The organism is Maribellus sediminis (assembly GCF_011799805.1).
Lineage (GTDB): Bacteria > Bacteroidota > Bacteroidia > Bacteroidales > Prolixibacteraceae > Draconibacterium > Draconibacterium sediminis_A.
The window spans coordinates 317896-331312 of the sequence record NZ_WXUB01000005.1 but is presented as its reverse complement, the minus strand read 5'-3'; the positions used below and the strand labels follow the sequence as shown (position 1 = coordinate 331312).

Below are 13417 nucleotides of genomic sequence, written 5' to 3'. Positions count from 1 at the left end.
CAGCTCTTGCGAACTGCTTTTGTAGGTTGTGACTCAGCTGGGGCTCGAACCCAGGACCCCATCCTTAAAAGGGATGTGCTCTACCAACTGAGCTACTGAGTCATCCTTGTAGTGCCTTTGTTTCTCAAAGGCGGGTGCAAAAGTAGTATTTATTTTTTTTCAGACAAACCATCGGAGAATTTTTTTGAAAAAAATTTATTTCAGACCAATTTCCTCCGGCTAGATAAACTGCTTTTACATTTTTTGATTTCTATACAACCACCAAATAAACAGAATGTTCACTTATAAAAGCTTTCATTCGCACTTTGTAGCAGTAATGAAATTCGGATAATTTATTTGAAGGAAAAAAATTTTAGTAGTAGATTTGGTTCTTCAGAAACCGGGCTTTTACCAATACAAAATCTGAAATTACTTCAACAATTTGATCGGTACCGAAGGATATATCGTTTTGGCAGTAGTTCTATTAACCATTGCTGCACTGGCAAAAGAACTAATGCGCCCCGGCTTGATTTTCTTTTCAGCTTCCATCTTACTTTTAGCATTGGGCATCATTTCCGACAAAGAAATGCTGGCAGGATTTTCCAACAAAGGAATGCTCACGGTTGGAATTCTTTTTCTGGTAAGCGAAGGAGTACGGCAATCGGGAGTACTGAACCGACTGGCACAAGGCTACCTTCCACGAAAGCGGCGCAAAATGGTATCGATGATCCCGCAAATTATGCTGCCGGTATCTTTACTTTCGGCGTTTTTAAATAACACTCCGGTTGTTATAATTTTTGCGCCAATTATTAAAAAGTGGTCGGAAACGTTGAACCTGTCGTATAAAAAATTCCTGATTCCACTATCATATGCTACTATTCTGGGCGGAATGTGTACACTTATCGGAACATCGACCAACCTCGTGGTACATGGTTTGATTCTGGAAAACGGCCACGAAGGATTTGGCATGTTCGAACTGGCAAAAGTTGGCGGATTTATCGCTTTCTTCGGAACACTTTACATGACCATATTTGGGAACATGCTGCTTCCCGGCAAAAAAATATTACTTAACAGCAAAAGTTCAGCCGAATACAAAGACTATTACTACGATGTCATCATCCCCGAAAACAGCAACCTTGTTGGGCTGGAAATAAAAAATGGCCGGATGAAAGAACTGAAAGGGATGTTTATTCAGTGTATCAACCGAAATGGCGATACGATTGAAACCCGAAAAGGCAACTTTCTGATCCTGCCCGAAGACAAGCTTCTGGTTGCAGGAAAGTCGGACCGTTTGAACTACATACTATCGAACGACAATCTAAAACTCAGCGGAATCGATTTGATAAAAGGGATCCCAAAAGACCAGTTAAAACAGTACGAAGCCGTAATCGCTCCGCGTTTCCCTGCAGTTGGAAAAACCATACACGAATTTAATTTCTACGAGCATTACCAGGCCGTGGTAATTGCCATTCACCGCAATGGTGAACGCATTACCCACAACATGGATAAACTGAAGCTGAAAGCCGGAGACAACCTGGTACTTTTAACTACCGAGAAATTTATCAAGAACTGGGGCGAATCAAAGATTTTCTACCTCACTTCCTATATCCGCGATTACCGCACCACAGGAACTTTTGGGAAAAAATGGCTGGCATTTATTATTCTTTTGCTGATGATCGTGGGATCCACCGTTGGCAAATTCATTTATTCGCCGTCAGGCATCGAGTTCGACATGTTCTATTTCTCGTCGATTGCTGCTATCCTGCTAATCTGGTTAAAAATTATGCCCCATCAAAAATATACCAAAGCCATAAGCTGGGATGTGCTCATTACAATTGCCTGTGCTTTTGCCATCAGTAAAGCTATGCAAAATTCAGGGGCAGCTGAAGCCATCGCACGAACTACCATCAACTTTTCAAAAGCCTTCGGGCCGTTGGGTGTTTTGGCAGCTATCTACATCATTACAACCATATTCACCGAAATTATTACCAACAATGCCGCGGCAGCTCTGGTGTTCCCGATTGCATTGGCTGCGTCGCATCAACTGGGAGTGAATCCAAAACCATTTTTTGTGGCCATAGCCATTGCTGCTTCTGCAAGTTTTTCAACTCCGGTCGGCTACCAAACCAATCTAATTGTGCAGGCTATCGGGAACTATAAATTCAAGGATTATGTAAAAATCGGGCTTCCTTTGAACATTCTGGCCTTTATTTTATCAATGTTACTCATACCTTATTTTTGGAGTTTTTAGTCTTCTTTTAAAGCGATACTTCCAACTAAAATTTAGCAGATAGAATAAAATTTTATCTTTGTGGACTCTGAAATAAAACAGTAAAATTTATTACGGCTACAATCAGCAGAAACTTCTTCGAAGTGCAATTTCAATTGTAGAACTGTAAGTCTTTAACTTGAATAAAATGAATGAATATTCGTTAACAAACCTTCGCGAACTTGAGGCTGAAGCCATTCATATCATCCGTGAAGTAGCCGCCGAATTCGAAAACCCGGTGATGTTATACTCTATCGGGAAAGATTCGTCGGTGATGGTACGCCTGGCAGAAAAAGCTTTTTATCCGGGTAAAGTTCCGTTCCCATTAATGCATATCGACTCGAAATGGAAATTCCAGGAAATGATCGAATTCCGCGATAGCTACGCCAAAGAAAAAGGCTGGGACCTGATCGTGCATTACAACAAGGAAGGATTCGAAAGTGGTGTTGGACCTTTTACTCACGGAAGTAAAGTACACACCGACATCATGAAAACACAGGCGCTTTTGGCTGGCCTGAACAAATATAAATTTGACGCCGCTTTTGGTGGCGCCCGTCGCGACGAAGAAAAATCAAGAGCTAAAGAAAGGATATTCTCTTTCCGTGATAAATTTCACCAGTGGGATCCCAAAAACCAACGTCCGGAGTTGTGGAACATTTACAACTCGCGCGTTCAGAAAGGCGAATCGATTCGTGTATTTCCTATCTCGAACTGGACCGAATTAGATATCTGGCAGTACATCCGTTTGGAAAACATCCCGATCGTTCCGCTGTATTATGCCAAAGAACGCCCCGTTGTTGAAATGGACGGCACACTAATAATGGTGGACGACGAACGTATGCCAAAGGAATTGCGCGACAAAGCTGAAATGCGCAAGGTTCGTTTCCGCACGCTCGGTTGCTATCCGCTAACCGGGGCCATTGAATCGGAGGCCGATACCATCGAGAAAATTGTTGAAGAAATGATGACCGTTACGGTTTCGGAAAGAACTACTCGTGTGATCGACTTCGACCAGGAAGCATCGATGGAGCAAAAGAAAAGGGAGGGTTATTTTTAGTATGAAACCGCAAGGCTGCATGAAGCAGATTCCTCAGTCGTTCCTCCTTCGGGATGACAGTGAAAAGGAGGTTTTCATCCGCGGCGCTGCTAAAATATTATTCAAACTATAATTATTATGCGCCGCTTGATATTACCTATATCTGTCATCCCGATCCCGAGAACTCGGGAGAGGGATCTAAAATTAAAAAATGCAGGCTAAAAGCAAAAAATAAGATGACCAGTAAAAAACTAAATATACAAGAGTTCCTTGATCAGGACCAGAAGAAAGACTTATTGCGTTTGTTGACTGCCGGATCGGTGGACGACGGAAAATCGACGCTGATCGGACGTTTGATGTTCGACAGTAAACAACTGTACGAAGACCAGCTGGCAGCGCTCGAGCGCGACAGTAAACGTGTTGGTCACGCCGGTGAAGAGATCGATTATGCCCTTTTGCTCGATGGTTTGAAAGCCGAACGCGAACAGGGAATTACCATTGATGTAGCGTATCGCTATTTCTCAACGGCGAAACGTAAATTCATCATCGCCGATACACCCGGACACGAGCAGTACACCCGAAACATGATCACCGGGGGATCGACTGCCAACCTGGCGATCATTCTTATTGACGCTCGCCACGGAGTGATCACTCAAACCAAGCGCCACACTTACCTGGCCAATCTTTTGGGTATAAAACACGTGGTTGTGGCCATCAACAAAATGGATTTGGTGGATTTCAGCCAGGAACGCTACGAAGAAATTCGCGAATCGTACGAATCATTCGTAACACAGCTTGATGTACCGGATGTAAACTTTATTCCGCTTTCGGCTTTAAAAGGCGACAACGTGGTTGAAACTTCGAATAGAATGCCGTGGTATCACGGACCAAGCCTGTTGGAATTCCTCGAAAATGTGCATGTAAGCAGCGACCGCAATTTCGACGACCTGCGCTACCCGGTGCAGTATGTGCTGCGTCCCGACATTAAATTCCGCGGATTCTCAACTTCTGTGGCTTCGGGAATCATAAAAAAAGGCGACGAAGTAATGGTGCTGCCATCGATGAAAAAATCGAAAGTGCAGTCGATTGTAACTTACGACAAGGAACTGGATTACGCTTTCCCACCACAATCGGTAACGGTTACTCTGGAAGACGAAATTGATATTTCACGAGGCGATATGCTGGTTCACCCGGATAACCTGCCACGCGTGGAACGTCAGTTTGAAGCCATGCTGGTTTGGATGGACGAAAACGACATGAACCTGTCGACGCAGTTCTACATCAAACACGCCAACAACAATACAAAAGCTCGTATCGACGCCATTCAATATAAGGTGGATGTAAATACGCTGGAAAAATCGAATATCGAGAAATTCAAGCTGAATGAAATTGGCCGCGTGGTAATTACCACCACCAAGCCTTTGTTTTTCGATCCGTACAAAAAGAACAAACAAACCGGTTCCTTTATTCTGATCGATCCGGTTACACACAATACTTGCGCTGTTGGAATGATCATCGACAAACTGAGTAGCAAAAACCTGCCATCGCGTATTACCGATGTGGACAAGGAAAAAATTGCCAAAGGTGAACCGCTGATCAAAACAAAAGAATACCAGGACAAATACAATCAAAAAGGTGAAACTATCTGGATCACCGGATTACATGGTTCGGGTAAAAACGAACTGGCTTTTAGTTTGGAAAGAAAGCTGTTTGAAAACGATGCCACAGCCGTTCTGATCGATGGAAGTTCTTTACGCTCGGGATTGAACCGCGAGCTCGATTTCTCGCCTGCCGACCGTGCCGAACATGTTCGCAGGGTAGCTCACATTTGCAAAATGCTGAACGACCAGGGAATCATTACCATCTGTTCGTTTATTTCGCGGAATGAGTCACTGCGTGGCCAGGTAGCCGAAATTATTGGCGAAGATCGTTTCCACCTGTTTTATATGGATGCAACACTGGACTATTGCAAAAGCAATAAACCTGAGTTGTACAAAAAAGCAGAAAATGGTGAAATTGAGAACTTGCCTGGTGTTGACATGGACTATGAAACACCGGCAAATGCAAAAATGATTTTCAGGCCCGAAGAAAACGAAAAGAACCTCGATGCTCTTCTGGATTACCTGGCGGCAAACAAAATTTTCCCGGCACATTAAGATTATTGTATGAAGATTCTGATAACAGGCTCAGCAGGATTCATAGGTTTTCACCTGGTAAATAAACTGGTGAATGAGGCCGTTGAAGTTGTTGGAATAGACAATATAAACGATTATTATTCCCCCGACCTCAAGTTTGCCCGTTTAGCTGACGCCGGTATTTCGGAGGAAGCCAAAAACTTTAATCAAAAAATAAGCAGCTCGAAATTTTCCAATTATTCTTTTGTAAGAATGAACCTGGAAGACCGCGGCCAGATCGACCAGCTTTTCAAGGAAGAAAAATTTGATGTGGTTTGTAACCTGGCTGCACAGGCCGGTGTACGTTACAGCATCGAAAACCCACAGGCTTATATCAACAGCAACATTGTCGGATTCATCAACATTCTGGAAGCCTGTCGCCACAATAACATTCAGCATTTGGTTTACGCCAGTTCATCGAGTGTGTATGGCAACAGCAAAAAAATGCCATTGTCGGTCGACGACCGGGTTGATAACCCAATCAGTTTGTATGCCGCCACAAAAAAGAGCAACGAGTTGATGGCTTATACCTACAGTCATTTGTATGGAATACCAACAACAGGGCTGCGCTTTTTTACCGTTTACGGTCCGTGGGGTCGCCCTGATATGGCTTACTTTTCGTTTACTAAAAACATTCTGGAAGCCACACCGATAAAAGTGTTCAACTACGGCGACCTGTACCGCGATTTCACTTACATTGATGATATTGTTGATGGAATTGTGAAGATCTTAAATTCCTCAGTAGAGCGAACAGTTTTCTCCTCCTCTCAGGAGGGGGAGGTGGTTGCACCTTACAAAGTTTACAATATCGGGAATTCAGCACCGGTAAAACTGATGGATTTTATTGAAACCATTGAAAAAGCGCTTAACAAGGAGGCCATAAAAGAATACCACGATATGCAACCCGGCGATGTGTACAAAACCTTTGCCGATGTAAGTGCATTGGAAAATGATTTTGCTTATTCGCCCGACACTCCGCTAGTAAAAGGAATCGGGGAATTTGTGAAGTGGTATACTTCTTATTTCAAATAGGAGCAAAAACTTCTTAAAATAATTCACGGGGTGACTTTCTGATTGTTCTCAGAGTCACCCCGTGGTTTTATACATCTGTTTCTTTCTTATTTGGAATTAATCCACCATCACTTGGCATATTCTTTGACTAAATCGCTTTAACACTAAAATTATAACCTGAATGAATCCACTGAAACAACTTACATTTCTTTTATTAGCAGTTTTACTTGTTAGTTCTTGTACAGAAGAAGAATTAAAAACCGACGGACAGCTCATCGGCGAACAGATACAACAACTTATGGATGAGCAAAATATTCACAGCATCAAAACTTATTATACCAGAATTATAGATGGCTATTCAACAAAATACGTAGATGAAGATGCTACTACTAATTTTCGTTTTGATGGACCTGTTGTGCGAGTTGGCGAAACATACTATAATCTTGACAAATTAACAAAATACCAGATTATAGACTGGAATGAAAAAAGGATTATTGCTCTCTATTTTCAAGTGGAATAAAATCGTATTCTTCTTACTTTTTTTGTATTCGATTTATAAAAAAAAAGGGTTGAAGAACAAAAATATTTTTTGCGCCTCAACCTTTTAAAAAGGCAAACCTGTAAGCCGGGTCCTGTATCCTCCGTCAGCTGACGGAGAACCTTTATCATTTATCTTGCCCAGGTATCACTACCTGAGTCCTGCAGCCTACCCCTCCCGGTTCTCTTGTGCGTTGAGAACAAAACGGGCAATTCTGCTGTACCGCAACAGCGGCATACAACCGGGATATACATGGCTTTGCAACCCGTGAGACATACGGCTGATGATGTTGCCACCACCACCGGTGCGCTTTTACCGCACCTTTTCACCCGTTCTCCGACGATTGTCACGCAATGTCGGAGTGGTTATTTTCTGTTACGTTGCTATCCCCTTTCAAAGATCTTCCCGCTAAGAAGCACGGTGCCCTGTGTTGCCCGGACTTTCCTCCCCGACTGTAACGTCAGGGCGATAAAGCGGTTTGCCGCTGCAAAATTAGGCAATTAGTTGAAAGTTCTGCATGAATTGTTCCTAAACCAATCTGTCTTCGCCAAATTATCTAAAAACGAATACAATGAAACTTATGATAATTAATTCGTGTATAAGGAGATAAAATGTCAAAATTCAGCAAAATGAAACTTCTCGTAATTCTATTCTTGCTGATAACTCCCATCCTACATTTCCAAACCACAATTCCTGAAGAGCTGGCCGGCACCTGGGAACTAAAAGTCCCGGGCGAAGGTGAAATTCCGAGCCAGATATTTAAATGGATCTTTTTTACCAACGAAACGGGAAACGATATCGCCGAATTCCACTGGTTGTTTAAACGAACAGAAGACAAGGAGTATATCACTGTATTTGTGGTAAAGGGAAATCTCATCGTCGAAAACAATGTTTTTACACTTTCTACTTTCACCACCGGCTCGCAACAGGTGGATGCAAAACTTGAATTTTACGAAGAGATAAAATGGTTTTCAGTAGGTGATCCCAAATTTGACAGGTATCCGAAACAAGAAAGTCATTTCTTTCGGATTGAAGGAAATACGTTGAAAGTACAGGATGATTTTAACGGCGATGGCGATTTCGACGATAAAGAAGAAACAACAATCTATACTAAAATCAATTAGAAACCTAAACTATGAGCGTCAACAGGTCCGAAAAACAAGAACTCCTCGAAAAACTGAATGAATTGCGACAAAAACAAACATTGTTTCAGCAGGAGATCAACGAATTACAACGTCAGATCACACAACTGAGCATTGCAGTGTCAAAACCGCAAATGAGTCCTGAAAAGGTTGCGGTAAAACAAGAATCGCCCATAGTTCAAAAGGAAGAAACAACTGTTAAAAAGATACCTGTACAAAAACCTTATGTTCGAAAAGATTACAAAAAACAACCGGGATTTTGGGAACAAACCGGCATGTCCTCAGAAATCGAACAATTCATCGGCACCAACCTGATCAATAAAATTGGAATGATCGTGGTAATCATAGGTGTTGGAATAGGTGCGAAATATGCCATCGACAACAATCTGATCTCGCCCCTTATGAGAATAGTTTTAGGTTACCTGGTTGGCGTCATCCTGGGATTTTTTGCCTATCGTCTCAAAAAAGATTACTACAATTTTAGCGCGGTACTTGCGAGTGGAGCCATGGCCATTTTCTACTTTATTTCGTATGCGGCTTATACCTATTACCAGCTATACTCCTACCCGGTAGCCTTCATATTAATGGTAATTTTTACGGTATTTACGGTGAGTCTGGCACTTTACTACGACAGGCAGGTGATTGCTCATTTTGCTTTGGCCGGCTCATACATTGTTCCGTTTATTTTGTACGCTCCTGAATCCAGCGCTCTCGTTCTCTTCAGCTACATGGCTATCATTAACCTTGGAATATTGTTTATAGCAACAAAAAAACGATGGGTGCCGTTGTATTACCTGGCATTTGTAGCTACCTGGGTCATTTTTATCTGGTGGTTTGTTTCCAAAGATTACAACAACCGATTGGAGCTTTCACTTCCCTTCTCAAGTTTCTTCTTTGTTCTGTTTTACTTCGTCTTTTTATCGTATAAACTCATTCTTAAAGAAAAGTCGCGTATCGACGATATCTTTTTTCTGCTCATAAACTCAGTCATTTTCTATCTGGTAGGCCTGCAAGCCATCACCGATTATATGGACAGCGACAAGCTTCAGGGACTTTTTACCTTTGCGAATGTAGTGGTGCACGGCGCTGCATTTTATTTTATCTTCAAATCAGAAGCTGAAAACAAAAACCTGCTTTTCTGGACGGGCAGTATTGCTATTACATTTTTTACTGGTGCCATTGGCTTACAGTTTAGCAGCTATCTGGCTGCAGCTATCTGGGCAGTAGAAGGTGCGCTTCTGTTTTGGATCGGACGAAAACGTGAGATTAAATTATTCGATTACCTGGCCTTTGCCGTACTTTGTATCAGCTTTTTTGGTGCGATTTCCAACTGGCTGTCGATGTCCTATTCATTTCACAGCTCAACAATCGAACAGTTCCATACCTCTGTTCTGAATGGCTCATTTATTTCATCACTGGTTCTGATCGGGGCTTTTTCATTTGTATCATTTTTTAACCGAAAGATTGCCTTCTGCAGACAGGAAGAAAAGAACTGGATCGAAATTTTCGACATCTTCTTCAACCTTATTTTTGCATTTACGCTGTACTTCACCTTCTATTCAGAAATCGATCTGTTCTGGAACAATCTTCAGATTCAAGCATCTTACGAGCAAGACAATACCGGTGTTTGGATAAAAATGTATGAAAAGCTTAATACCGATATTTTCGCTTACAAAGCCATTTGGCTGATCAACTATAGTTTACTGTTTATTTCTTTGCTGATTTACACTAATTTTCGCTGGATCAAAAACAACCTGTTAAATGGTTTTCTGCTGGTTGCAGTTAGTGTATTCACCCTCATTTTTTTGCTGAATTCCTTGTCGATACTAAGCGGACTACGCGACAGTTATACATCCGACTCGCTGCCAAATAATTATTCGGTCAATATTTTTCACCTTCTTATTCGCTATGTGGCCTACCTGTTTTTTGCTTTGCTTTTGTATGCTGTTTATCGTTTTTCTTTGCCATTTCTTACCAATAAAAACTTCAGCAAAATCCTTGAGATGGTGATCAGCATTTCCATTATCTGGATATGCAGCAGCGAATTGATTCACTGGCTCAACCTCACCGGATCGAGCGAAGTTTATAAACACGGATTGAGCATTTTATGGGGAATCCTCTCTTTTCTGCTAATCGGGTTCGGTATCTGGAAAAAGAAAAAGCACCTGCGTATTACAGCCATTATTCTGTTTGGCGGAACCATTCTGAAATTGTTTTTCTTCGACCTAAGCAACCTGGCAACAGTACCAAAAACCATTGTATTTATTTCGATTGGAGCTATTTTACTGATCGTTTCATTTATGTATAACAAATACAAAAACCTGATTTTTGGGAATGACTGACACCTGCAGGCTTTGCTAAAGTTTTCACCCTCACAGGTTTATTCGAAGTAAGTGACTTTTTATTGGTATGAGCAATGTATTTTCTTTTATTCATTATTGTATTATCTACTGTAGTAAACACGTCACCGGGAGGCATTTTTCTGTTACGTTGCTGTCCTAATCCAAAGACCTCCCCTCCTGAAAATACGGTGCCCGGTGTTTACCTGACTTTTCTCCCTTTTAGCTATCGAGGCGATAAAGCGGGTGCAATTGATAATAGCCAAAAGTTAATTGACTTTGTAAAAGCTCATCCTATTCGCCGACGAATACACATACAGCTCCTACAACATTGTATTTCAACGATTTATTCCTTAAATTTAATTAAACCAAAAATCAGCACCCCATGAAAAAATATGCCTTTCTTCTTTTCTCCGTCTTCTTTTTAATCTTTGCCAGTTATGCTCAAGATGTAACACTTGAAGTAAAAGTAAAATTCAACAGCAATACGAAGGCCGATTCAATTTATCTGTTTTTTTATCCGACAACAAGTATTAGCCCCGGTCAAATGCTGCCAAATCCGGAATACCAGTTTACCCTTCACAATAAAACTGAAAAAATCAAGGTATATCCCGGAGCCTATACCTTTGGGGCTTTAGCTTTTGGCTCGAAACCTTTAATGAAACGAATTTATATTCCACCGGTTGAACATTTTAAAATCGACGTCACATTTAATCCGGCCATCATTGGATGGAGCGGTATAACCAGCTTTGATAAGATATCAGAAGTTACCTTGCGCGGAGACTTCAATAGTTTTAGCGATGTTGGAGAAATTCCAATGCAAAAAAACGGCAATAAATGGATACTCAAAGAAAAACCAAGTGTTTTGGAAGAAGGTAAGGCCTATGCTTTTTTTATCAACGGGATGGAAACTTCTGATCTTTTAAACCCAAAAGTATATCCCCTCACACAATGGCTTTTGTTGAAAAACATCTATTCAAATAATGACCTTATTTTTGACCCTTCATTGTATTCCTTAACCTATACAGAATCTGAGCTTAAAACTTCCGATCCCGAACTGCAATTAGAGTTTAACGAGTTGGTAGCAGCCATCAACAAGTGGGACGAAAGAAAAGACAAATTATTGCAAAACCGTCCGCCTTCCGATGAAATTCTCCAGAATAGTATCGATACATTGCTTGCCAATTGTTCGGAGATTAAAACAAAAGATCCGAAACTCGCTCAAATGGTTTACGACCAAGAAGTTAACCTGATGACCATAAGATCCTTGCTGGCTATTCAATCAAAAAAAACGGGAGATACATTTGTTAAGCAATTTTCTGAATTATTTGCAGAATTAAATATGTTATCACCAAATTCATATCTGTTAAGCTTAGAAACATTTGCCTACTTATTCTATTTAAATGATTTCCTAACGCAAAACCCTTATTTAACGGAAACACTGAATCTCCCCCCAAATTCCATCAGCAAGTATATTGATCGTTTTATTAAGGAATCGAGCAATAAAAAATTCTGTTTCGAAATATTATTACTGGAAGCCAACCACAAACAATATAGCGATCCTGAAAAAGCGATTGCGATACTCAATAATTTAAAAACGAATCCCGATTACAGCAATTACACCAATCCACTTGCCATCGAGTCGATGCTGGCAAAACTTACTGTAAAAATCGGGAAAACGGCTCCCCTGTTTTCAATAACACAACTAAATGGAAATACTTTTGATCTAGATGACTTCAAGGATAAATTTGTGTTCATCGATTTTTGGGGTTCGTGGTGTCCACCCTGCCGGCAGGAAATTCCTAATATAAAAAAACTTTATAGCTCAGTTTCACACGATAAACTTGAGGTAATCGGACTTATTCAAGATGATGAGTCGAAGGCCAGAGCTTTTATTGAAGATTTACAAATCGAGTATCCCAACGCAATGGCCTCGAATGAGATACTGGCAAAGTATGGAATTACTCAATTCCCAACTTCCTTTTTAATTAGTCCAGGTGGAAAAATTGTGCGGATGAACATTCGTGATGAATCGGAATATGAATTAATTGTTGAAGAGATTGAAAATTATTTTAAATGAGGACAATTTTAAATCGCAAATAAATCAATTTAAAAGAGGAACCATACCATGATCGAACATGTACACAATCACATCACTTCCGAATTACAGCAAAACACAAAAACCGACATTATTTTTATTCTGTCGGCCATTGTACTGAACCTGATTATCCTGGCAGTAAACTCAGGCTTCGCAAACAATCAGAAAAAGCCAGATACTTCGTTGCTGATAATGTTCCTATTTGTGACCTTACTCATTCTGCTTAACCTGGTGGTTATTTTCGGATTATTAAAAGGCAAACAAACGCGATCGAAACTGATAAATGGCCTGATAAAAATGTACGAAGATGAGAATGTGGCCAAATATTACGACCAGTCCCTTTTAAGCAACTATAATACCCGGTACAATTTATTTATGATGGTGGTGGTACTCACCGGGATAATTGCCATTGTGGTACCTTTTGTAATGCGTTAATATATGCTCAGGATATGATAACAAAAAAGACTTCATCCAACATAGCCTTAAAAATAGTCGGCATCTTTGGAGTCGTGCTATATGTTTTGTTTCTGCTGGAAGAAAAGGTGCCGCTTTTTAAGAACGTTTCCTTTGCCGAAGTTAGCGTTTACCTTCTTTTTGTAATCTACCTAATTGGTATTCTTACACTCTGGAGAAATCTCATAGCAGCAGGAATTATCTGCATACTCTGGCATGTAATTCAATGGACTCTTGTATTATGGGTATGGGTAGATGGTGATATGACCTTAATTTTTGGATTTCCTATAGCTATTTATGGACTGGTAGTACTCGTTATTGGCCTGTTGCAAAAAAGAAAAGCAATGGTTTAAAATTAACAAGTCTGAATTCAGTTCA

At 40.7% G+C, this 13417-nt stretch carries 10 protein-coding genes, 1 tRNA gene and 1 other RNA gene; 10 read left to right on the top strand and 2 right to left on the bottom strand.

The window, feature by feature from the left end:
* Window positions 1–29: 29 nt before the first annotated feature.
* Window positions 30–102: transfer RNA gene (locus HFD85_RS18940), tRNA-Lys, on the bottom strand.
* Between the two features lie 319 nt (window positions 103–421).
* On the opposite strand from HFD85_RS18940, the gene HFD85_RS18935 reads away from it, so the two are divergent.
* The 5 genes from HFD85_RS18935 to HFD85_RS18915 all read left to right on the top strand — a co-directional run bounded on the left by HFD85_RS18935 (window position 422) and on the right by HFD85_RS18915 (window position 6989).
* Window positions 422–2230, top strand: coding sequence for an SLC13 family permease (locus tag HFD85_RS18935; RefSeq protein ID WP_167613416.1), 1809 nt, complete (start codon window positions 422–424; stop codon window positions 2228–2230).
* A gap of 166 nt (window positions 2231–2396) precedes the next feature.
* Window positions 2397–3305: a sulfate adenylyltransferase subunit CysD gene (gene cysD / locus HFD85_RS18930; protein WP_167613414.1), complete on the top strand. Its 909-nt coding sequence runs from the start codon at window positions 2397–2399 to the stop codon at window positions 3303–3305.
* Window positions 3306–3520: 215 nt separating this feature from the next.
* Window positions 3521–5440 carry a sulfate adenylyltransferase subunit CysN gene (cysN, locus tag HFD85_RS18925; RefSeq protein WP_167613412.1) on the top strand — a complete coding sequence of 640 codons (1920 nt, stop codon included), beginning with the start codon at window positions 3521–3523 and terminating at the stop codon, window positions 5438–5440.
* 9 nt (window positions 5441–5449) lie between these two features.
* Window positions 5450–6490 carry an NAD-dependent epimerase gene (locus tag HFD85_RS18920; RefSeq protein WP_167613410.1) on the top strand — a complete coding sequence of 347 codons (1041 nt, stop codon included), beginning with the start codon at window positions 5450–5452 and terminating at the stop codon, window positions 6488–6490.
* Between the two features lie 160 nt (window positions 6491–6650).
* Entirely contained in the window at window positions 6651–6989 is a 339-nt protein-coding gene (locus HFD85_RS18915) for a hypothetical protein (protein ID WP_167613408.1), read from the top strand.
* 85 nt (window positions 6990–7074) lie between these two features.
* Here HFD85_RS18915 and rnpB read toward each other — a convergent pair.
* Window positions 7075–7492: RNase P RNA component class A (gene rnpB / locus HFD85_RS18910), an RNA gene on the bottom strand.
* A gap of 144 nt (window positions 7493–7636) precedes the next feature.
* Between rnpB and HFD85_RS18905 the strand changes: the two genes are divergently transcribed.
* The 5 genes from HFD85_RS18905 (at window position 7637) to HFD85_RS18885 (ending at window position 13392) form a co-directional block, all read left to right on the top strand.
* Window positions 7637–8131: a hypothetical protein gene (locus HFD85_RS18905; RefSeq protein ID WP_167613406.1), complete on the top strand. Its 495-nt coding sequence runs from the start codon at window positions 7637–7639 to the stop codon at window positions 8129–8131.
* An 11-nt stretch (window positions 8132–8142) separates the two neighbouring features.
* The gene (locus HFD85_RS18900) at window positions 8143–10491 is read left to right on the top strand and encodes a DUF2339 domain-containing protein (protein ID WP_167613404.1); all 2349 of its coding nucleotides are present in this window, start codon (window positions 8143–8145) and stop codon (window positions 10489–10491) included.
* Between the two features lie 382 nt (window positions 10492–10873).
* Complete coding sequence (locus tag HFD85_RS18895; protein WP_167613402.1) at window positions 10874–12568, top strand: redoxin domain-containing protein; 1695 nt, start codon at window positions 10874–10876, stop codon at window positions 12566–12568.
* A 48-nt stretch (window positions 12569–12616) separates the two neighbouring features.
* Window positions 12617–13021 (top strand): hypothetical protein, encoded by a 405-nt coding sequence (locus tag HFD85_RS18890; RefSeq protein ID WP_167613400.1) that lies wholly within the window; start codon window positions 12617–12619, stop codon window positions 13019–13021.
* Between the two features lie 14 nt (window positions 13022–13035).
* Entirely contained in the window at window positions 13036–13392 is a 357-nt protein-coding gene (locus tag HFD85_RS18885; protein ID WP_167613398.1) for a hypothetical protein, read from the top strand.
* Window positions 13393–13417 lie beyond the last annotated feature (25 nt).

Coding starts and splice junctions, on each gene's coding strand:
- cysD (WP_167613414.1), top strand. CDS start 2,397: ATGAATGAATATTCGTTAACAAACCTTCGCGAACTTGAGGCTGAAGCC.
- HFD85_RS18895 (WP_167613402.1), top strand. CDS start 10,874: ATGAAAAAATATGCCTTTCTTCTTTTCTCCGTCTTCTTTTTAATCTTT.
- HFD85_RS18885 (WP_167613398.1), top strand. CDS start 13,036: ATGATAACAAAAAAGACTTCATCCAACATAGCCTTAAAAATAGTCGGC.
- HFD85_RS18900 (WP_167613404.1), top strand. CDS start 8,143: ATGAGCGTCAACAGGTCCGAAAAACAAGAACTCCTCGAAAAACTGAAT.
- HFD85_RS18915 (WP_167613408.1), top strand. CDS start 6,651: ATGAATCCACTGAAACAACTTACATTTCTTTTATTAGCAGTTTTACTT.
- HFD85_RS18920 (WP_167613410.1), top strand. CDS start 5,450: ATGAAGATTCTGATAACAGGCTCAGCAGGATTCATAGGTTTTCACCTG.
- HFD85_RS18890 (WP_167613400.1), top strand. CDS start 12,617: ATGATCGAACATGTACACAATCACATCACTTCCGAATTACAGCAAAAC.
- HFD85_RS18905 (WP_167613406.1), top strand. CDS start 7,637: ATGAAACTTCTCGTAATTCTATTCTTGCTGATAACTCCCATCCTACAT.
- cysN (WP_167613412.1), top strand. CDS start 3,521: ATGACCAGTAAAAAACTAAATATACAAGAGTTCCTTGATCAGGACCAG.